The sequence below is a fragment of the 'Nostoc azollae' 0708 genome (assembly GCF_000196515.1).
Classification (GTDB): Bacteria; Cyanobacteriota; Cyanobacteriia; order Cyanobacteriales; family Nostocaceae; genus Trichormus_B; species Trichormus_B azollae.
This window is the reverse complement of record NC_014248.1, coordinates 1605550-1625959: the sequence shown is the minus strand read 5'-3', so window position 1 is coordinate 1625959 and position 20410 is coordinate 1605550. Positions and strand designations below refer to the sequence as shown.

The following is a 20410-nucleotide window of genomic DNA, read 5'->3' as shown; positions in this document are numbered from 1 at the left end:
TTATTATCATGAATAACTAATCCCACTTTGAAAAATAATTGTGCCAAATTGATTTATAGACCTATAAGCAGAAAAAGATTTCTAATCCAGAATCTAAAATAGTCACAGAACTTACGTAAGTAGGAAGGCACAAAAAAACCTTAGACGCGCAGCGGCTTCTCGGAGAGAAGTATCTAACGAAAAGTAAAATTAACCACAACCTCTTCCCTATTGCATGAGTGCCCTTCGGTTTCTCCAGTCGCACCCTGGGGGAAGGCTAAGCGCCCCTACATGGGGGAAACCACGCCAATTGCTGTATCCCCGGAAACCCGTCCACCGCAGCGGCTCCCCAAGACCGCGTTGGTTCACCTCTTGCCTTGTTATAACGACAATTTTTAACACCCACCTACTTAACTGGCATATTAGTATGGTGTGTCAGACCTATAAATTGGTTAACGGGACGTAAACAGAAATCAAGCCCAAAATGTAGCCCAGACTGGCTTGGTAAGGAGGAAACACGTTCGGATTTAAGTTGAACCAATCAATAAATAGAAAAGATATGGCTGTTCTAAACGCTTCTAAAGCTGCAGTAAAATTATTCAGAGGTTTCTTGGCCCACCTTGGTCTTCATCCTCCAGTCCACTGATGGCAAAGAATAAAAGTGTAGGCACAGAAAACCAAAATAAAATGGCGCAGTCAACTGCTGTTATCTCCAACTTGATATTCTTTGAGTCCTAACCATCCCTTGGCTTCCCTGTAAACAACTTATACCCAATTTCTTTGACAATATGTATCAACTATCCAGGTGTGATAATTGATGAAGAAACATTGGTCATAAAGTAGTCAATATCAGTGGCTTGAGAGAAAGTAGAAGCCTTGATGACGATAGCAATATTCCCCTTTCCACTTAAGGCTGATATTTCTACTTCTTTAGTTACTACCCATAATATTTTGGATTTATCTAACTCCAGTTGAATTTTTGTAAAAGCCTCTTGGGGTAAATTTTGTGCTAATTCATCTAACCGAATTATTTGTGGACTATCCTCTTGGTCACTGGCAAGGACTTTGGGATTTTTAGCTAATCCTCCCCAATACTTTCAATTCCGATTTTCTATCTTTAATAAGAAAGATGTATTGTGGCCATATCCAGCATCTATAATTACTATTCCTGGTTGATAACCACGGCTTAAGGTCAGATCTATTAATTTAATTCCTAACTCAGGTTTATTCTCAAATAGAGGGTCTTGTTTCCCTTTGGGTCAAGAATCACCGTGGTGATATAAATCATATATCTAATGGTAAGCTTTTACTGCCATATAGATGTGTTGTTACTACTACTATTCCAGTATCCCTTTTCCCAACTTCTCCAATATATTCTCTTCCTACTCCATCCCTAAAATTCCCCCTTTTTCTATGGTCATAATCATGAATTATTAAGCTAAGTCCTCTGGTGATTCTCCTCTGACTACACTTGTTCATAATCTCTAACCGACGGTAATTGACTTGGGAACTGGACCAAGGTGCTTCAGTTAAAACGTGGTGTAATCGGTGGTAGGTCACCCCTAGGGCATTCTCTGCCATTTGAAATAGGTTTTTTCTCTCACTTTCACCCAATCATCCCCCTAAATAATGTCTAAACTCTGTTCTTTCCCCTTTATGAGTAAATACATCATCAAACCTTTAACACCATCTTTCAAACCATGGTGCCATTGCTGGGGCAGTGGTTTCTTTCATCAGCTTCTTGGAACGTGAAAGCTACACCGAAACCGCACTATACTCCTTTTTACTCTTAACTTTTGTTTAAGTTCCATTAATATCAATAGATTTTCGGCATCTGACGCACCCTACAATAGATTTGATTGTCACACTTGCATAAGTCCTCAGTCAGTTTTGTCATTGGTGATTTTTCCTCTCCTCCCCCACATCCCAGACTCAATCACTCTATCCTGCTAAGATATGTAATTACCAAGAAGTTTGAATCAAAAAAGTCTATGTCTTCTAACCCGATGACACTGAACCTCGGTGAAGGTTCTGTATCCTTCAGTTTTTCACCCCAAGCAGCACGAGAATTAAAAGCAGCAATCAATGAATTAATAGTAAGCCTAAAAGCTGTTGCCGCTAAACCTACCCCTGGAGGTGGTAAAGTGACTCCCCAAGCTCCTTTAGAGTATCGCTATACTGGTGAGGTATTTTTAGAAGTTTTCTGCAATCCCAATATTTGGCCTACCCCCTTTGCAGCCAAAGTCCTGCTAACTATCCGCAATATCAACATTCGCTTAACTACAGAAGCTGAACTCACTCGCATGATTGAGGATATTAACCAGTATATAGAACAAGTAGACTAACCCTATCACAGCTAACACCGTCATATCCGACACATTTGGCTATCAAGCATCAGGTATACTGCACAATGTCATCAGAACACTAAATTTGGGGATCGCTTGCACTATTGTCCACAATTTGTTACAAAAGTACAAATAACTTCTAGAGAGCCAGAACCTAATGTTAGGCGGACTTACTGGTTTCACAGATCCCAAAGACACAGACTGGGGAGAGCGAATGCTCAACAGAGTCGCCAGCCAAACAATTCGCCACCTGTTTACCCAAAGCGAGTCAGTAGAAGTCTTTGTGCGCTGCTATCCCTCCAGCAAACTGTTGCAAGGCAGCATTGATAGCTTTAAAATGAGCGGTCGTGGTTTAGTAATTCGTAAAGACTTCGCAGTTGAGGAAATGTCCTTTGAAACCGATGCAGTGTCAATTGACTTCAGCTCGATTTTGAGTGGCAAACTAAGCCTTAAGCAACCCACCCAAGCGGTAGCGCAAGTAATATTATCGGAAACAGGTATAAATCAAGCTTTTCAGGCAGAATTGGTTAAAAAGCGTCTGCTCAACCTTTCTGAAGCAAGTTTAACGGCGATATCTGGTGGTGAACCAGTTTCGTTTACGGAAGTTCAAATAAAGCTATTACCGGGAAACCGCTTGCATCTGTTAGCTAAAGCCGATTTAAATAACGGCGAACTCATATCGCTGAGTATGACTCTTGGTATCGGTATTGAAAGACGGAGACGGGTTTCTTTTAAAGACCCAAAAATTGAACTTGAGCAAATTCCAGAAGCACAGCGAGAAGTTTCTCAAACTTTAAGCACCGTACTGGTGGAAATTTTAGATAAGATGGTCGATTTAGATCGCTTTGACTTAGATGGGGTAAAAATGCGACTTAATCGTTTAGAAACTGAAGGACAGAGGTTAATTTTTAGCGGTTATGCGGAAATAGAACGTATTCCTAGCAATTCTTAAATCCATATTTTGTAACTCTAATTGTCAAAAAAAAATTAGTTGATTATCCAAAGCAAAAATCCCCCATCTGAGTGGGGGATTTTTTTAAAAATTGACATATAGATTGCAGATCAATGAGGTACAGAATCTAAATTGAAACCTAGACAGCAAGAGAGTTTTATTCCTGACTCCTGACTCCTGCTGTATTCAAAGTTAGTCCTTTTCAATCTTTATATTGCTAAAACTTTAGCTGGTTCAGGTTTCAACAAGCGATTGAGTAAAGATGCAGGACCTTGACTATGAGGCCAAGTAAAAGCATGGCGAAAAGCGGCATCTTGACAAGCTTGTAGCTGTTGGAAATTAATGATGTCGTAAGTCAATAGATTTTCATACTCAAACGGTAGCCGCACGTTATGTAAGCCAGCGTTGTCTGTACAAATTGCAATATCAACCCCTGCTTCAAAACAGCGGTCAAATACTAACTTCAGTTGATGGATATCCTGTAAAGTTCCTGTTTTTAGGTAGGTTGTGGGACAAACTTCTAAACATTGTCCACGTTTGGCTAAATCTGGCAATAATTCAGGATAAAGTAATGGAATTTGGATACCGTGACCAATTCGCATTAAATAAGGTAGTAGTTGAGGATAACAACCTGCTGTAGTTTCATAAAGATGTCCGGTAGTGTTCAAGCCTAAAGAACGGGCATAATTATATAAACTTACCCATTCATCCATACGTTCAGCATAATACTGATCGCCACCAGCTATATCTACTGCACAAACATATTCCCTATTCCCTGCTGCTAAATCAACAATTGCCTTATTGACTTGATAGGGTAAACCAGAGTGCATACAGAGAATTTGACTATTAACAATTGGATATTCTGAGGAATGGCTGACTTTTCCCACAATCTCAACAATTTCCGTCATCTTGTCAATTCTTTCATTTTGACCCAGATGTTCAGGTGTCCGCAAATAGGGAGTATAGCGGAGTTCTAAATAAGCCAAATTTTCAAATATATACGCACCCCGTAGCAACCGATAGATAAAGTAAGGCAAAGTTTCTACAGTTTGCACACTTTCTACCAAGGTATGTAGTTCTAGATATTTATCTAGAGTGTTACGAGGACGGGTATAAAAATCTTCAAATTCTGAATATTCAGCAAAACGAGAAATTAAGTCTGTAGCATGGCGCTCAAAATATCGCCACAACACACGAGGGACAACAGAACCCCCCAAGTGTCGATGTAATTCAGCGTATAACGCCATAATGGTATTTTTTGGATAAAAATTTCATTAATTGTAACAAAGGCTAGAAATAAAACTATACATATCTAAAGAAGAATTCTTTTTTGTTTTTTGAATAAGGACAATGCTCGCTAGATATTTGCTGGTTTGGTAAAGTTACAAACTAATTTGGATAGGATGTTAAAAATAAGTAGATGCATTTTTTAGGTAAATAGTAAATAGATGAAAGCAGTAAATACACGAAATGCTTTGTAATATATATATATTATTATTACTGTATTTCTGTATCCTGATTAGGGATTTGAGCTTGTTCAAACAAGCGAGATATCGTAGGATATAGAGATGAAAATCCCTGCTAAAACTTATAAAAATACAGAAATTCTAAAAATTTTATCACGGGGAATTTCTAGCACGCCACGTAAAATTACTTCTCGCAAAGCAGAAACAATTGTAATTTCTACTGCTGCACCTACAGAAATACTATGTTCGTGGATATAATCAACTAATAATCTAAATAATTCGACCAGTATCAAGATAAACAAAATATCGGATGTGACTAGCCGCAAATCTAGTGGATGCAAAAAGGAGAGGAACATATCTCCTAATCTGATTAGCATGACACACAATAAACCTACGCACAAAGAAATAACAATAATGTCTTGAAAAATCTCTAAGTTACGGATAATTCTATGTTTCTTAAAACAACTATTTAGTTCTGTAAGAATACACTTTGGCATAATATCTCCAGGATATCTAGATTCGTCTATTTCTATTATTGATTGGTAATGAAAAATGTTAAATTAGAATTCAAGTTCACAATGTTTACTGTAAGCAATAAACAAATTAAAAATTAAAAATTCACAGTGAGTATCTCAACTTTAAATAATATAGGACTATGGGGATTTTTATGTAACAAGGTGCTTTAGGCTAAAGCCTAAAGCACCCTACTGAAGATTTACTTTATCTAACAACCACATCACTGCACTTTCTATATCTGGGACTTCTTCTCCTGGTGGTATGGGTGGACGGTTTACCATCACTACTTTTATTCCCATTTCTCGCGCTGCAATAATTTTGGGATATGTGGCATTACCGCCACTATTTTTGCTGACAATGGTATCTATTTGATGGTGAGTTAAAATTTCCCTTTCGTTTTCTAAGTTAAAGGGACCGCGATCACACAAAACAAATCCAGGTGGAGTAATAACATTAGCAGGAGGCGGATCTATCATTCGCATTAAAAACCACATTTCTTGCAAATGGGTAAAAGCAGAAATTTCTTGTCTACCAATAGTCAAAAAGACCCGTTTTGCTTGATGTTCTAAAGCTGCTGCTGCATTAGTAATATTTTCTACTTCTATCCAATGATCGCCTAAGAGTTTTTCCCAAGGGGGACGATTTACTAATAATCGAGGAATACCTGCTTCTGTTGCTGCTATCGCTCCATTCCAGGAGATATGATTGGCGAAGGGATGAGTAGCGTCAATTAATACATCTATTTGCTGATGCTGTAAATACTCAACCAAACCTGTCACACCGCCAAAACCACCAACGCGAACATTACCAGTCGGTAAAACAGGTTCACGGGTACGACCGGCTAATGATGTGATCGCCTCAATTCCACTAATATCATTTATTCTTGACACTAGTTGTGCTACATCACTTGTTCCACCTAGAATTAAAACACGCAACATAGAAATCTTGGATTTTAGATTTTGGAATTTTATCCATTCTCCAAACCTCTCTCCTCGCAGGAGAGAGGTTTGGAGATAGGTCAATTAATTAAGTGATAAAGACGGAATTCTTGCCAAAATACCCTTTTCCAAAGGTTCTGGGCGTTCTGACCAAGGTAGGAGGCCATCAGGGTGAGAGTAGTATTTACTGGCACATTCCAGCACTGCTTCAGCACAACCCTCAATCGGCAAATCACCGAATAGATAAGTTAATTTACCTTGACCAGCAAAAGCGATGACACAGGAACGGTTACAAGCACTCATGCATTCAACTTCTTTGATGGGGAATTCATCCCGTAAATCCCAATTTTGCGCGACTTGCTGAATTTCTTGTAAAAGTTTTTGACCGCCACTTTCACCGATACGCTTACCATCTTGCCAAGCACTGGCACAGGTTTTACACACAAATAAACTATGAGAAGCTAGACCAGTGTCACTGGTAGGGGAAATTGGAGAAATATTAGCAGCAGTCATCTGTATCCTCGCAGATTTGCACAATTTATAATTATACTGCAAGCATTTTGACTTACACAGTTTTTGATGATATCGGCTGTTGTCACACGGTGCTGGAATCTGTGTCTGTATTCAAATTCGTTAAGTCTTTACCTTCCAGAATACTACCTCTCAGATCTGCCTCCTCAAGATTTGTCCATAGAAGATCCGCCCCTAGAAGATTCGCTGTATAAACATCTTGATGAATCAGAATACAATTCTGTAAATTTAAATGACTCAAATAATTTAAGCAGAAAATCTTACTAATATAATCTAATCTTTGTCCACGTAATCGATAAATCCACACACCAAAATTTTCACAAGAATGCCATTTAATTTCGGAAACTTTCTTTGTCACTTTAGCAAAAGCATTTAAGACAACTAATAATGCTTCTTCTGCATGTCGCGCTTGCCGATTTTCTTCATAAAAGTTAGTTAAGTTTAATTCTTCTATCGGCATCCCATCAGGTAACATAAAACTAGTGAAATTAGATAAAGTCTGCTGCTATTTCTCAATATTTCCTAGTTCTTGCAACCGCATTTCATCACAAATAAAGCTAAATAGATACTCATTCAGCAGAGATGTCCCACACAATATAGCCCATTGTTTTATTGCACAAATTCATAACAGCGGCTTTTGCTCCAGCTTTGGTTGGTGCTGTGAAGACACTCCCAAAGTTAACGTTCAACTTTTTATTGAAAATAGAAACTGGCTTTGTGATGAAAATCCCTAATATGTTACTCATAATATTATGTTTACTTAATTACTTCTAAAGTAGGTTGGATAGAGGAAAGAAACCCAATATTAGAAATCGTTGGTTGTGTTGGGCTTCCCAAGGTCTCAACCCAACGCACACATCATATTGGTATATTCCCAAATTTAGAAGAAATTTGGGGATCTTTTTTCTGATATTTTTACTATTTAAAATCTTAAACCCACACCAGCTTGGAAAGATAAAGCCGTACCTCCACCATTGCAATAAGCATCAAACGTAATAATCGTGTGAACAAAAACCATTCCTTGTATTGCTATTAGGAACAACATAATCAGTTCCCGGTTGCAAAGTAAAACTGATTTTATTACCTACAGGACAAGCACTATCACAACTAGTTAATACCATTCCAGCACCTAGGTAAACATCAGTTTGCCAGTTGAGGGGCAGATCATAAGAAACTGTAGGTACTATTGCTGTACCTTTCCCAATTAAGGCTTGAGTGCGGAAAGAAACCGGGGTTTCTAGTAATTTGTAGCGAAAAGCCAAAATCCCACCCAGTTGAGTATCATAACTTAAGCAGCAGGACCAAAACCTATATAGATACCTACCATAAGCGACTTGAGCTTGTACTGGTTGATTATTGATAGCCAAACTTAAAACCACAGCAGTTCCTAGAACAGAAACTAAATATTGAAGATACTTCATTACCGTACTGCTCCTAACACCATTTATATAAATATGTTATCTATATTACTCTTAACGGTGATTGGTGATTGGAAAAGAAGGGAACAGGGAATAGGCGAAAAGCAAAAGATAGGAAGTAATATATCCCCCTATTACCCCATATCCTCTATCACCTGTCACCTAAATACTATGGACAACGGGAATGAATACCACCCTTGGTACAAATGAAAGCTAGTTGCTGGGGATCTAAATTTTTAGCTTGGCTAAAATCAACTCCTTGGACTATAGCTGCTTGTGAACCGAGATCGGAAGTTTGGACAAATTGATCTCTGGGGTCTTGTTTACCAGGGAAGAGAATAGTTCCTTGAAAATCGGCTCCTTCCAAATTTGCCCCCCGTAAATCTGCACGGCTTAAATCAGCATTCCGCAGGTTGGCGTTTTTCATGTTGGTAGAGCGTAAAACAGCACCTAATAAACGAGCTGCACTAAAGTTAGCATTGGTGAGGTTAGCATTATCTAAATAGGCTTCTGATAAGTCTGCACCTTGCCAGTCTGTGTTGGTTAAGTTGGCGTGTGATAATTGTGTACCAATGGCAGAAACACGACCTAAATTAGCAGCATACAAATCTGCTTCCATTAATTTTGCGTCGCTGATGTCTGCTCCTGTGAGAATTGCATCTTCTAAAATTGTTTTTTGCAAATCGCTACCTATTAGTTGGGTACTGCTGAGGTTAGTTCCCACTAATTTAGCATGGGACATGTTGGCTTTATTGAGGATGGAACGGCTTAAATCACTGCGACTCATCAATACACGACTAAGATTAGCTTCAGTGAGGTTAGCTTGCTTCATTTGAATTTTACTCAAATCAGCGATCGCATCATCATAAGTATCCCAACGTCCATCTTCACCAGCACTGCGGAAGCGACTAGCTTTTAAACTGGCTTGGTTAAGGTTGGCAGATTTAAAAACTACTCCAGATAAATCAGTATTGTCCAGTACCAATTTAAATAAAGAATTTTCCTCAGAGCTTTTTGAACCCAATTGGGCATTACTTAAATCTATGTCCTTAACTTTGCCAGTGTAGACAGAGAGAATTTTGTTGATTGCCTGTTGGTTAAGACTTAACTGCTGTTGCCGAATATTTCGGAAAGTACTGACTGATTCTACTTCTCCGGCGAGAAACAAATTCATGCGTTTTAGTTCTGGTATGGCTTTGGGTCCAATATTGGCCAAGGCTTGCTGTATAGTATCTATAGTGCTGGGGTCAGTTTCCTTCACCAGCAAATCTACGAGAAATTTAATTGATTGTGTATCATTCATACCACCTAATGCTAGAATTGCTCTCTGGCGTTCTTCATTGGTGACTCCAGAGCTAGGATTAAGTTCTTTGACAAGTTCGAGAAATTTCTGGCTGTTGATTTGCTCCATCTTACGCAAGCTTTCTTGATTTTGGATGTAAATTTGTGTACCAACTAGTGTTGATAATACCGCTATCATACTCGTTAGCCCGACTACAAATAAGGTGAAACTGGGGCTGCGTCGGATTATATTTGTGGGACTAGGCGGCTGAGTACATGTACTTACTTCCTGAACGTTTTCCAGCGGTAACTGTTCACTAGTATTTTCTGGAGAAGTTTTTACCCATCTGTTGATGTCTCTAGCATCTATGGTATATGTACCTACTAACTGATCATGGAAGGAACGACGACGTTTTTGCGAAGGCCAGCCCATTCCTTCCCCCAGCACCAATAAGACAGCTAAAAATGTGAATAAACCTAAGTTGGGAAAGGTAAAGCTGTAACGCCATAGTATATAAGCAATGGAAACTGGTGCAGTCCAGCGTCCTAGCCCTTCACGAACCACCACAACTCCCAAACCAGGGGTTTGACCTTCTTCATTTACTACCCGGACACGAAACCAACGCTTGGGAAGGGTGCTGCCAGTTTTACCCAGTAAATACAAGTGCCACCCTGAGAGGGTAATAGGTGCTAGTAGGGCGATTGTCCATAAAAAATTAGTCGGACTGGCAACATTATTAATACCATAACTAACTGGTAGTGCTAAAGGCCGAGCAATTGCTCTTTCTGTGACTACCAAAACCGGGTTCAGAGGTACTCGGTTAAGATCGCTGCGAGAATTGGCATAAACGCCCATGCCAAAGGGGACTAACCCGCTGGCAACTACTAGTGTGATTTCGACTGCCCAAGCGGCCAACCGTCTTGTTCCCAGAGGGAGGGAATTAACTTTTTCAGGTTCTTGGGACTGGCTTGATTGATTAATATTTCTCCTGACAGTTGGGGTCGTCATTGCATAATTCCCTTTGACTTTATGTTTACGCCAATCTCGGCGCGGTTAAAATAGACTATTGCTTACGTTGAAAGCTATTAGATACAAAAAATTGGTATCCAAAATACACTAACACTGGTAACAGCGCCAGATTCATCACCGATGCCACAAGTTTAAATACTGTTTGCAGTATGCAAGAAGGCTACGAACATCGCTACACCGGCAACGGCAAGCTTATTCATCCCTCCCTGATAACCCCTGATACCAAATTTGTGCTCGCTGGAAATGCCAGGTTAATTTGGCAAAACCAGACTGTCGTGTCTGTTCTTGCCTCTCTCTTTGGGACGAGATTGGGGAAAATGAATTCATCTCAGCCTCTAGCTTTTGGAGGCGACGCTGGAAGTATTCTTCGGGTTGAGGATTCATGATTTTTTTACTTCAGCTTGAACACTGGTTATACAACCCACTAAGGAAATTTCTTATTCGCTAGTTATGTTAGTGATTTTAGCTAAAAAGGCAATTATAACTTGGGTATCAGCAAGATTTTTCTGCTTCTTCCCCGTTACTTCAGGATATTTTAATTTTTGCTAATAAGTTAGTTGAATTTGACAAGAAAAATTTATACTTTCTCTGTGGGAACAACAACGGATTGTTTCCGTCAAGCAGATCATAAGAATATATATAAATAATATTGCTCTATCAATAGTCGGGAGCATTAATTAAAATGAAGACTTTAAGGTTATTGACCCTTGTTCCCGTATGTGTGGTAACAAGTTTGCTATTTAACCAAGCTAATTTAGCTCAAACTCCTGTCATACAAATTAATCAAAACCTGGCCATAGATACCCTTGTTCTCAATGGTACTTCGGGGGGAATAGTGCCGAGTAATTGCGGAAATATTACTGCTCAACCTAGTCAAGTAATTAAGGTTACAGAATCCCTACCCTATTTGCGATTAACAGTTGAGAGTCAGGGTAAGCCAACACTGCTAATTGACGGACCTGGAGGGCGCTTTTGTGTGTTGGCAGATAATTACTCTGACAATAAACCGGAACTTGCTGGTTTTTGGGAGCTTGGGCAATATTCGCTGTTTATAGGCAATCTATCCCCAGGACAGTTTACTTATAATCTTTCTATTTCCAAACAAAAGAAATAGTAATTGGGGATTGGTGATTGGTGATTGGTAACAGTACAGGACTGATAACTGATAACGGATCAGTCTTCTAGTGATTTGGCTGGGACTTCAATTGCTGTAACATCAATTGTTCCTTCTGGTGCAAAGCGGCTAAATTGATTATTTTCTACTGATAGCTGTTCTCCGCAGTTTTGACACTGCAATTGACTGTTGTTTAAACCTGTTACTTCATATGCGCAGACGGGACACTGACCAGTAACTAAGTTTCTTTGTAGCCACCAACGAAATCCGAAAAATGCTATTACTGGTGTTACTAACAAGAATCCAAAAATAATTAGCAGGGAATTAACCAACCAACCTAAACCTAATGATGCTAATAACCAGGCCACTGCTAACAAAGTGAGCCAAGGACGGAGTTTTTCAAGCTTAAATTGCAAGTTTTGAAGACTCATTTCTCAAATTTTTCTACTCTAGTTTGATCTTAGTTATGCAAGCTTTCAGCTATCAGCCATCAGCAGTCAGCTTTTTCAGGCTAACGCCAAAAATACCTATTTGTTAATTAACCAATTTCTCAAATATTCTGACTCCTGACTCCTGACTCCTGACTCCTGACTCCTGACTCCTGACTCCTGACTCCTGACTCCTGACTCCTGACTTAGTTATTAGTTATTAGTTGATTGGAGCATTTGCTGTAAACGTTGTTGAAAAGCTTGTATCCCAAAAATAGCGATCGTTTGCTCTCTTAACCATTTACCATCACAACGTTGATCCTGACCTTGAAGAATTTCAATACAAGCTGCTGCCACTGCATCAGGATTCCGGTGTTGTACTCTCCATCCTAGTTTACCATCTTGTAATGGGTCAGCCGAGCCATCATCATCACCAGATAACACTGGGACACCACAAGCCATTGCTTCTAGGTAAACTATACCAAACCCTTCTTGGGAGGGCATAATATAGGCATCGGCTAGGCGATAGTGTAACATTAATGCTTCTGTAGGTATAAAACCAGCAAAGATAAGGGGATCGCTCACACCTAAATCTTTTGCTAACTGGGCTAATCTTGGTTGGTCATTACCACGGCCAATCACTAAATATTTTACCTCTGGAAACACCTGGATAATCTGTGGTAAGGCTCTAATTGTTACATCCACACCTTTATAAATATCTCCAGACCACAACCGCGCCACTGTCATTAATACTTTGGCATTATTTAAACCATACTTTTGGATTAATTCCAGTGCTTTTTCTCCAGGAGTAAACTTCTCTCCATCTATTGCACAAGGTAGCATTTGTACCTTTTTTGGGTCGATACCATTAGCAGCACAAGCGCGATCTCGACTATAACGGCTAATTGTCCAAATTGCTGAAGCTGAAGCTAAAGCACGTCGTTCTGTATTATTTAGAGGTTCCCATACCTCCTTACCATAAGTGAGTACTGTATAGGAAATGCTCAAGGGCTGACATAAAATTTGTATCAGTCCTGCTAACTTAATATGACCACAGAAAACTTGTTGCGGTCGTTTTTGCAGAAGATATCGAACTAATGCGATCGCCAATTTGAGTCTACCTATTTTGGACGATTTGCTTTTAAAATAATGAAACTTTAAATTTACTGATGCGAAAATATTAATACAAGCAGGACTATCTCGCAACAAGAAAACTTCGGCTTTACAAGTTTGATTTAATCCCTGATAGACACGAAAAATATCCTTAATATAGGATTGAATTCCACCTTCAACTGTAAAGAGTTCTAAGAACACAAATAGATGATTATTTGGCACTTTATTAATTGGCATTTTTGGGTTTTACTATTTCTTATGAACTTCTATAAAAGGCTCAATTTTACCACTTTCTAACTGGTGTAAATCTCTTTGTACCATATTGTCTAAAAGTTGTTCAAAACTAACTTGCGGTTCCCACCCCAGGTTCTTTTTAGCTTTATCAGGGTTAGCTACAAGTTGAAAATGTTCATCTGCTCGTAATAAATTAGTATTCACAATTACATACTTTTCCCAATCAAGTCCGACAGCATCAAAGGCTGTACTAGTTAATTCCTTAACACTGTGGAGCTTACCTGTACCAATTACATATTCTTCTGGTTGATCAACCTGCAGCATTTGCCACATTGCATTTACGTAATCTCCCGCAAAACCCCAATCCCGTTGAGCATCTAAGTTACCTATTTCCAGGGTTTGGGCTAAACCCAATTTAATTGATGCTACTGCTAAAGAAACTTTCCGTGTCACAAACTGAGGAGGACGTAAAGGAGACTCATGGTTATATAAAATACCACTACAAGCAAACAAACCATAACGCTGTCGGTGATGTACCATCGTCCAGTGAGCGTGTAATTTTGCGGCTGCGTAGGGATTTTTAGGACGGAAAGGAGTTTCTTCATCCTGGGGAGAAACAGTTACATTACCAAACATTTCTGAACTGCTGGCTTGATAAAACCTTGTAGATAAACCAACTTGCCGGATTGCGTCTAATAATCTGGTAGCAGTACCCGTGATGAGCTCGAGTGTTCCCAAAGGATCATGCCAGGAATCGGGAACGAAACTGGGAGCAGCTAAATTATAAATTTCCTGGGGTTGTAGTTGTTCAACAGCAGTGAATAAACCCGCACTATCTCTTAAATCAACAGTATAAATTTCTACTTTATCTGCCAGCTCTCCCAATTTTGACAAATTAGGTTGTCGGTGAGGAGGCACCAAGCCTACGACTCGGTAATTTTGGTTAAGAAGTAAATGACTGAGATAGTAGCCATCTTGACCTGTAATGCCAGTGATTAGCGCTGTTTTTGTCATAGATATGGTTTTTGATATGACAGTTTTAGTTTAGGGAAATTATGTATCTAGTATATTTAGTATTATTTTTACAGAGAAATTGGCTTTTCCAGTGGTGAGATTTCGGAATTTTATCAAACATTTATTAAAGATTTACGAGTATATTGAATTTGACAGTATCTCCTTAAAGATATGATTAAATGGATAGCAAGCAAAATCTGTTTACACCTGTTCCACTTAAACTATATATTAACCATATATTCTACCTAATCTGATTTTCATAGCTCTTATAACTCGGTTAAGGACGATTGATAGCATTCCAACTCGCTGATGGCGACTTATTATCCTCAACGCGCTAGTGCAGGGGTAATTGTCACAGAATGGACAATGGTATCTCCAATGAGTTTAGGTTACATGAGTGACCAGGGTAAATATTCAGATGACAGGTGGGAGAATGACAACTGGTAACAGATGTTGTTCATGTATAGCAATCTGGCAGGATTTCCCACTCATTTTTGTTAGGGGGATAGTTGCCTGTTTCTCCCAGTGTGATCGCAGCAGTGGGTTCATTACATAAACTGATTAATAAAGTATAATTAGATACTAAATACCAATTGTAAATCGAGGAGATCCTTGAAATAGTTGAGCAATTCCGGCAAGGGGCAAAAAATTCTTTATTAGCTGGTTTTGATAGTGTGGAACTACACGGTGCTTTTGGTTATTTAATTGACCGATTTTTACAAGATGGTTCTAAGCAACGTACTGATGAATATCGTGGTTCAATTGAAAACCGCAGCAGGTTTCTATTGGATGTGGTCACTGCTGTGGCTAAAGTTTGGGGAGGTGAGCCCATCGGTATTAAACTTTCACTTAGTAATACATCTTACGCGATGCAAGATAGCAATCCTCTAGCAACTTTTGGTTATGTAATTCAGGGAATTAACTCCTTTGGACTAGCCTATTTGCATTTGATGGAAGCCAATTAAATTGATTTAGCTACCTGTCTGTTGAATCCTGTAATTACTCAGTTTAGCCCCATTTACCAAGGCACAATCATTGCTAACAGTGGCTATGATCAGATTCTTGGAGAAGGTAATCCAGATTTAGTATCTTTTGGCAAGCTATTTATCTCCAATCCAGATTTACCAAAACCCTTGCAACTTAACGCCCAATTGAATAGCCCAGACCAGAAAATATTTTACACTCCAGATGCTACAGGATATACAGATTATCCCTTCTTAGAATCTTAGAATCTTCACAAATTTATCTCGATTCCTGTGAAAAATCATAAGCTAACCAAAGTTTTCAGTTTTATAATTGTCGAGGGCAGCTAACAAACCACGTGATTAAAAGATGAATCATAATAGGTTGTATAAAACCTATTTAGTATCTTTTTCAAAAAAAATAAATCATCTATGCTAGTTTGAAAGTCTGTTTTTTCCATTAAGTATCACTTCGCAGGCACACAAAAATATGGATTCGTCAAATTTTACTACACTCCAGAACTTAGAATCTGCTTTCGGTGGTGAATCGATGGCAAATCGCAAATATCTGTTCTTTGCAAATGTAGCACGTCAACTGGGTTTTTCAGACTTAGCAAGACTTTTTAAAGAAACAGCAGATCAAGAAACTGAACACGCTTTTGCACATTTCGAGTTATTACATCCAGAACTAGTTGTGAAAGATGCCGCTAGTTTAACTGATCAACAAAGACGGGAAATAGTATCTCGCTGTTTGTCTTTAGCAATTGAAGGTGAAACCTATGAATATACTACAATGTATCCTGAATTTGCTGCTGCTGCTCAAAAGGACAGAGACAATCCAGCAGCTGAAGAATTTCTTAAACAAGCCCAAGAATCTAGCGACCACGCTAACACATTCCGCGCCGCAGCACACCGTTTTGGGTTATTAAAATTCATCGAAAATTACCACGCAGATCGTTACACCGAAGCATTAGAAGTATTAAATGGAGGACAAGCTGTAAGCAGAGTAGCAGGTGAAGATCCTCAAACTCAAAAATGGATTTGTAGACAATGCAGCATGATTTATGATCCCGTTGTTGGTGATCCTGATTCGGGAATTGCACCTGATACACCTTTTGCACAAATTCCCGATGATTGGAGTTGTCCTATTTGCGGTGCGACTAAAAAGACTTTTAACCCACTGGAAACAAAAGTTCCTGCTTAAGGTAACAGCCAAATTTTAATTAATTTAAATCCCTCTTTCGTGATAATCTATAAAATACGGAAGGGGTATTTTTTTAGTTTCTATTAACTGGATTGTATTTCTGAACAGAGAAATAAATATGCATGCAGCAAAAAATAAGAAAAATATACAATACAGACTCGAAGATTCTTCAACACCAGATATATTCTATCATTCCTTTACTCCTGTTTTAGGGTAAGGACTCAGGTGGTGGAGTATTGACAAGTGTGATAGGAGAGGCAGAATATAGCAGTTATGGAAAAGAAGCTGCCACCAAAACTAGACAGAGAGATATTGAAGCAGTTGGCAACAGAGCAACTGGTAGAAATCATTATTGACCAGGGGACAAAGTATAGAGAACCTAACAAATAGAGTAGTAGAACTGGAAAAAGAAATAGAGAAACTCAAAGTCAGTAGAGATTTAGAGACCATAACATGATCCAAATCACCGTCGGGAGACATCCTCCAAAAAACCGAGAACAAACAACAAGAGAAACCAGAAGAAAACCAGACACCAAAATGGAAACCAGGAGGACAACGAGGGCATAGGGGAAAAAGGAGAAAGGGGTTTGGTGGAGTAGATAGAATAAATTTGAGATAGTGGGACGGCAAGTGTGTGGATGGTGAGGTCAGGGGCAATTGTTTGGCGAACCAATAAAAATCCAAACACAACAAGTAGGGGACTTGGTGGACAGGCCAATCCAAAATAGTAGAATATGAAAGATATACGTGGATGTGCAGTGTATGTGGGGCAACACAAAGGCCACAGTGGTCACCAGAGATAGTACTGGGACAAAATATAGGAATCACAGGACAAGCTTTTTTGGGATGGATCAATAACTAGGGCCATTGAGCCTATGAAAAACAACACTTGTTGTTGTGGGAACTGGGTCAAATAGAAATTGGAGTGGGAACATTAGTAGGTACCAATGAAGGAATAGATGGTCCAGTGGCTCAAAGTATTCATAGCCTCAAACAGTGGATAAAACAAACCCAGCCTCATATCCTTGGGGATGAAACACCCTGAGTAGTCAAAGGGGTGAAACAATAGTTATGGATTTTTGCCAATAGTGACTTCCCTTGATTTTATGGGTCCTGATACTCCTTGTCCTGGCGAATTAGAATCCATTGTGGGTTCAAGTTACTCTGATGTACTCAGTTCTGATGACTTTACTGCCTATAACGGTTATGCGGTCACAGCTCAACAGAAATGTCAGGCACATCTACCCCGTCACTTCAAGACACTAATCAAGATTCCTGGCTTCAATCACCAAGAAATTGGCACAAAATTCATGGACCTCATAGATGAAGGTTTTAAAAACTACCCTTTATTCCAACAAACCCAAAACCTTCATGAATTCTTGACTTGCCTATCCTAGTTTCAACCAAAAGTTGAATCTTCCATTCATTCATTGATCAAGCCCCAGGGGAACCTGGTAAACTTTTACCTTCCTTAGGCAATAGACCTTGATCATAATTTAGCTGAACCAAGGTTAGGTTTAGCACTGAAACAACGAAAAGTCTGTGGTGGTTCTCTTTCTCTGGAGCTATTCCAACATCCTGTCAATTTATTGACGGTTATACAAACTTTTCGCCGTCAAGCACTTCCTCTAATTGAGTTTTTTGACCAACCTATGAAAGTCATGGTTCACTCTGCTTTCCATAGATTTTCTTTAATCCCTCTTCCTTAAACCTGAATCCTGACAACTTTAGAAGGTATTTTTATCTATTTTTGCTGGCTGGGAAATGATTGTTTTTTGTTTGATATTAGGTTTATTTATTAGTATTTTAATCTTAGATATTGATAATTGCCATGAAGTAATAACCTGCCATTTCAATTCTGCACTTGGTCAAATTATCTTGCGACAACGAAATATATTCTCTCAAGGAGTAATTGAATTACCACTTTCTGATATTGAAACAGTAAAAATTACCTAGCGCAGTTCTTCTTTGACTACTAAAACTAGTTCTCATAAAAAAATCCAAATTGATGACCAGGTACAAGTAGGTTAGCGTTAAAAATTGTCGTTATGACAGGCAAAAGGCAAGAGGTGAACCAGCACAGTCTTCGAGAGCTACTGCGGTGGATGGGTTTCCCGGCATAAAGCAAGTGGTGTCGTTTCCCCCATGTAGGCGCTTCGCCTTCCCACAGAGTGCAAAAGGGCAAAAGGCAACTTGGATTATTTTAGTATTATATTCTGGTGAATATCGCCGCTTATACTAAAAACGGTTTAAAAGTGTGATTCTGAACTTTCGCGGAGCGTCTCTGAAAGAGATAGTGAAGAATCTCCGAGATACTAGTACCGCTGTGAATTCAAAATGCTTCTTTCAGAAGAGCTAAGCTAACAGGATATCTCCTTCGGAGACGCTCCGCAAAAATTCAGAATGTATATGGCGTGAGCTTTTCAGAGATTTAGAATGGTTGGTTTATTTACGCCGTACTGCACTAGAGCCTAAGGCATGCTCCGAGTTCACGCAGTGTCCCGAAGGGATAAGCTGCACTATATTACACATGACTTACGCCACGCTACGCTATCAGTATGACATAAGTCCAAGTTTTACCCGTTTGGGGTAAACTTATCTTCGTCATAAGATTCACCTATGGATAAAGACATTACTCTATGGTTAACATCGAATTTATCTATCTTATGCGTTTGTTATGTAATTAACTAAATCAATGACTACGGGTATCATAACCTCAAGGTAATCATTATTATCAACTAAAAAATATATATTAGAAAGTTTCCTCAAAATTAAGCCGCCATTATAAATTTTTGCTTATATATCCAATCTAATATTCTAGGAGTTACGCATTGACAAAAAAACTCGTCCATAGGTATTAAGCAGCATCAGTACTGATAAGATTTTCCACAATGTAGTCGCGTACAACTAAAGTGAATAAGTTCCTTTGCAATTCATACCAATTGGAAATTATGTTTTCAGAGCGCATTATTTCTAAACGAACAAATGCTTGAAGTGAACAAAATATCTGTGTTTCAATTCCTTGGCTATCTCTAACCATAAGTCGACAAATTCCACATACTTGTTTGATGGCTCTATGAAAACTTTCAATCCCCCAATGATTATTATGAATTGTTACAAATTCACTTTTGGTGATTTGATTGAGAGCTTCTTCATCTGGTAGATAGACTATATAGTCTCTAGAGTCTTCTTTTTTGAAGTCTTGTCTAAACAGTTTGATCAATCGAAATGCTCTCAAATGAGTTATCAAACCTTCATCAAGAATTCCTAAACTCCTTAATAGACAATAGTTTTCCAGTTTATTTGATACGGTTCTACTTCTGTCAATCCCAAATAGAAAACCCAATTTCTGGTTTTTCGAAAATTTTCAGCTTTCTACCCCTGAATACCAACTGTCTCCTGTAACTATTCTTGGTTTTATACCCCAATCAATCACTTCCTTGAGCATTTCCCGACAACAATCGTTCTTCGTCTTTCCCTCCTTCTTCTCATATATTCTGTAATTTATTGGTACTGAATTTCCATACACATCACTGTAGTACAGTGTGATTAAATTTATTCCTTTCCTGGTCTTATGATATTTCCCAGACCAAGAATAACTGATTAATTCTGAATGTTTTGGGTCACTATACAATTTTTATACTACTGTGTTATCTACACTTGAAATCCCTCATAGTATATTTATGATCTTCTTTACTGTATCGAATAAATATTTCGGTTCCTATCTTCTCTCTGAGCAATAATCTATTCACACTGTCATGTGAAACGTTTTCAAACATCTCTCCCAATCTACAACGTCCCCGATGCTTTGGTTCTGATAGCAAAAACAGAGTGTAATGTTCCAGATTGCATTCTGCTGTAGAAGGTTTAGTCATTTCTCTAATT

Annotated in this window: 19 protein-coding genes and 4 pseudogenes; 10 read left to right on the top strand and 13 right to left on the bottom strand. The window is 38.7% G+C overall.

What is annotated here, in order from left to right; genetic code table 11:
* Positions 1-420: 420 nt before the first annotated feature.
* Positions 421-1713, bottom strand: a pseudogene (locus AAZO_RS29310) (IS701 family transposase).
* 257 nt (positions 1714-1970) lie between these two features.
* On the opposite strand from AAZO_RS29310, the gene AAZO_RS07425 reads away from it, so the two are divergent.
* Positions 1971-2324 (top strand): hypothetical protein, encoded by a 354-nt coding sequence (locus AAZO_RS07425; RefSeq protein ID WP_013190759.1) that lies wholly within the window; start codon positions 1971-1973, stop codon positions 2322-2324.
* 157 nt (positions 2325-2481) lie between these two features.
* Positions 2482-3276, top strand: coding sequence for an LmeA family phospholipid-binding protein (locus AAZO_RS07420; RefSeq protein WP_013190758.1), 795 nt, complete (start codon positions 2482-2484; stop codon positions 3274-3276).
* A 209-nt stretch (positions 3277-3485) separates the two neighbouring features.
* On the opposite strand, the gene AAZO_RS07415 is transcribed toward AAZO_RS07420, so the two are convergent.
* From AAZO_RS07415 to AAZO_RS37355, 8 genes and pseudogenes are all read right to left on the bottom strand, one after another.
* A complete protein-coding gene (locus AAZO_RS07415; protein ID WP_013190757.1) occupies positions 3486-4523 on the bottom strand; it encodes an adenosine deaminase in 1038 nt (345 codons plus the stop codon).
* Positions 4524-4773: 250 nt separating this feature from the next.
* A pseudogene (locus tag AAZO_RS07410) lies at positions 4774-5239 on the bottom strand (phosphate-starvation-inducible PsiE family protein).
* Positions 5240-5446: 207 nt separating this feature from the next.
* On the bottom strand, positions 5447-6196 hold the full coding sequence (locus AAZO_RS07405; protein WP_013190755.1) for a cobalt-precorrin-6A reductase: 750 nt from the start codon (positions 6194-6196) through the stop codon (positions 5447-5449).
* A gap of 84 nt (positions 6197-6280) precedes the next feature.
* The gene (locus AAZO_RS07400) at positions 6281-6709 is read right to left on the bottom strand and encodes a DUF1636 domain-containing protein (RefSeq protein ID WP_013190754.1); all 429 of its coding nucleotides are present in this window, start codon (positions 6707-6709) and stop codon (positions 6281-6283) included.
* 82 nt (positions 6710-6791) lie between these two features.
* On the bottom strand, positions 6792-7202 hold the full coding sequence (locus AAZO_RS07395; protein ID WP_041639640.1) for a pentapeptide repeat-containing protein: 411 nt from the start codon (positions 7200-7202) through the stop codon (positions 6792-6794).
* 447 nt (positions 7203-7649) lie between these two features.
* Positions 7650-8148 (bottom strand): annotated as a pseudogene (locus tag AAZO_RS07390) (hypothetical protein).
* Between the two features lie 166 nt (positions 8149-8314).
* Positions 8315-10435 carry a pentapeptide repeat-containing protein gene (locus tag AAZO_RS07385; protein WP_013190753.1) on the bottom strand — a complete coding sequence of 707 codons (2121 nt, stop codon included), beginning with the start codon at positions 10433-10435 and terminating at the stop codon, positions 8315-8317.
* A 213-nt stretch (positions 10436-10648) separates the two neighbouring features.
* Positions 10649-10840, bottom strand: a complete 192-nt coding sequence (locus tag AAZO_RS37355) for a hypothetical protein (protein WP_013190752.1) — start codon at positions 10838-10840, stop codon at positions 10649-10651.
* Positions 10841-11138: 298 nt separating this feature from the next.
* Between AAZO_RS37355 and AAZO_RS07375 the strand changes: the two genes are divergently transcribed.
* The gene (locus AAZO_RS07375) at positions 11139-11570 is read left to right on the top strand and encodes a hypothetical protein (RefSeq protein ID WP_013190751.1); all 432 of its coding nucleotides are present in this window, start codon (positions 11139-11141) and stop codon (positions 11568-11570) included.
* Between the two features lie 59 nt (positions 11571-11629).
* On the opposite strand, the gene AAZO_RS07370 is transcribed toward AAZO_RS07375, so the two are convergent.
* The 3 genes from AAZO_RS07370 to AAZO_RS07360 all read right to left on the bottom strand — a co-directional run bounded on the left by AAZO_RS07370 (position 11630) and on the right by AAZO_RS07360 (position 14359).
* Entirely contained in the window at positions 11630-12001 is a 372-nt protein-coding gene (locus tag AAZO_RS07370) for a hypothetical protein (protein WP_013190750.1), read from the bottom strand.
* Positions 12002-12211: 210 nt separating this feature from the next.
* Positions 12212-13348 carry a glycosyltransferase gene (locus tag AAZO_RS07365; protein WP_013190749.1) on the bottom strand — a complete coding sequence of 379 codons (1137 nt, stop codon included), beginning with the start codon at positions 13346-13348 and terminating at the stop codon, positions 12212-12214.
* Positions 13349-13360: 12 nt separating this feature from the next.
* Positions 13361-14359 carry a GDP-mannose 4,6-dehydratase gene (locus tag AAZO_RS07360; RefSeq protein ID WP_013190748.1) on the bottom strand — a complete coding sequence of 333 codons (999 nt, stop codon included), beginning with the start codon at positions 14357-14359 and terminating at the stop codon, positions 13361-13363.
* A 309-nt stretch (positions 14360-14668) separates the two neighbouring features.
* Here AAZO_RS07360 and AAZO_RS42365 point away from each other — a divergent pair, with 309 nt between their 5' ends.
* The 7 genes from AAZO_RS42365 to AAZO_RS07340 all read left to right on the top strand — a co-directional run bounded on the left by AAZO_RS42365 (position 14669) and on the right by AAZO_RS07340 (position 18481).
* Positions 14669-14806: a hypothetical protein gene (locus AAZO_RS42365; protein ID WP_338027077.1), complete on the top strand. Its 138-nt coding sequence runs from the start codon at positions 14669-14671 to the stop codon at positions 14804-14806.
* Between the two features lie 152 nt (positions 14807-14958).
* Positions 14959-15324: an oxidoreductase gene (locus AAZO_RS42360; protein ID WP_338027177.1), complete on the top strand. Its 366-nt coding sequence runs from the start codon at positions 14959-14961 to the stop codon at positions 15322-15324.
* Between the two features lie 21 nt (positions 15325-15345).
* Positions 15346-15588, top strand: a complete 243-nt coding sequence (locus AAZO_RS42355; RefSeq protein ID WP_338027076.1) for a hypothetical protein — start codon at positions 15346-15348, stop codon at positions 15586-15588.
* Between the two features lie 223 nt (positions 15589-15811).
* On the top strand, positions 15812-16525 hold the full coding sequence (locus AAZO_RS07350) for a rubrerythrin family protein (protein WP_013190747.1): 714 nt from the start codon (positions 15812-15814) through the stop codon (positions 16523-16525).
* Between the two features lie 889 nt (positions 16526-17414).
* Positions 17415-17570 (top strand): hypothetical protein, encoded by a 156-nt coding sequence (locus AAZO_RS37350; protein ID WP_228371557.1) that lies wholly within the window; start codon positions 17415-17417, stop codon positions 17568-17570.
* A 61-nt stretch (positions 17571-17631) separates the two neighbouring features.
* On the top strand, positions 17632-17922 hold the full coding sequence (locus tag AAZO_RS37345; RefSeq protein ID WP_228371556.1) for a hypothetical protein: 291 nt from the start codon (positions 17632-17634) through the stop codon (positions 17920-17922).
* Positions 17923-18289: 367 nt separating this feature from the next.
* Positions 18290-18481 carry a hypothetical protein gene (locus AAZO_RS07340; RefSeq protein WP_013190746.1) on the top strand — a complete coding sequence of 64 codons (192 nt, stop codon included), beginning with the start codon at positions 18290-18292 and terminating at the stop codon, positions 18479-18481.
* A gap of 901 nt (positions 18482-19382) precedes the next feature.
* On the opposite strand, the pseudogene AAZO_RS07335 reads toward AAZO_RS07340, so the two are convergent.
* A pseudogene (locus AAZO_RS07335) lies at positions 19383-20409 on the bottom strand (IS701 family transposase).
* Position 20410: the final 1 nt, after the last annotated feature.

Excerpts from the sequence above, each read along its gene's own strand:
- AAZO_RS07425 (WP_013190759.1), top strand. The coding sequence starts at position 1,971 with ATGTCTTCTAACCCGATGACACTGAACCTCGGTGAAGGTTCTGTATCC.
- AAZO_RS07420 (WP_013190758.1), top strand. The coding sequence starts at position 2,482 with ATGTTAGGCGGACTTACTGGTTTCACAGATCCCAAAGACACAGACTGG.
- AAZO_RS07415 (WP_013190757.1), bottom strand. The coding sequence starts at position 4,523 with ATGGCGTTATACGCTGAATTACATCGACACTTGGGGGGTTCTGTTGTC.
- AAZO_RS07405 (WP_013190755.1), bottom strand. The coding sequence starts at position 6,196 with ATGTTGCGTGTTTTAATTCTAGGTGGAACAAGTGATGTAGCACAACTA.
- AAZO_RS07400 (WP_013190754.1), bottom strand. The coding sequence starts at position 6,709 with ATGACTGCTGCTAATATTTCTCCAATTTCCCCTACCAGTGACACTGGT.
- AAZO_RS07395 (WP_041639640.1), bottom strand. The coding sequence starts at position 7,202 with ATGTTACCTGATGGGATGCCGATAGAAGAATTAAACTTAACTAACTTT.
- AAZO_RS07385 (WP_013190753.1), bottom strand. The coding sequence starts at position 10,435 with ATGACGACCCCAACTGTCAGGAGAAATATTAATCAATCAAGCCAGTCC.
- AAZO_RS37355 (WP_013190752.1), bottom strand. The coding sequence starts at position 10,840 with ATGAATCCTCAACCCGAAGAATACTTCCAGCGTCGCCTCCAAAAGCTA.
- AAZO_RS07375 (WP_013190751.1), top strand. The coding sequence starts at position 11,139 with ATGAAGACTTTAAGGTTATTGACCCTTGTTCCCGTATGTGTGGTAACA.
- AAZO_RS07370 (WP_013190750.1), bottom strand. The coding sequence starts at position 12,001 with ATGAGTCTTCAAAACTTGCAATTTAAGCTTGAAAAACTCCGTCCTTGG.
- AAZO_RS07365 (WP_013190749.1), bottom strand. The coding sequence starts at position 13,348 with ATGCCAATTAATAAAGTGCCAAATAATCATCTATTTGTGTTCTTAGAA.
- AAZO_RS07360 (WP_013190748.1), bottom strand. The coding sequence starts at position 14,359 with ATGACAAAAACAGCGCTAATCACTGGCATTACAGGTCAAGATGGCTAC.
- AAZO_RS42365 (WP_338027077.1), top strand. The coding sequence starts at position 14,669 with ATGGCGACTTATTATCCTCAACGCGCTAGTGCAGGGGTAATTGTCACA.
- AAZO_RS07350 (WP_013190747.1), top strand. The coding sequence starts at position 15,812 with ATGGATTCGTCAAATTTTACTACACTCCAGAACTTAGAATCTGCTTTC.
- AAZO_RS37345 (WP_228371556.1), top strand. The coding sequence starts at position 17,632 with ATGGGTCCTGATACTCCTTGTCCTGGCGAATTAGAATCCATTGTGGGT.
- AAZO_RS07340 (WP_013190746.1), top strand. The coding sequence starts at position 18,290 with ATGATTGTTTTTTGTTTGATATTAGGTTTATTTATTAGTATTTTAATC.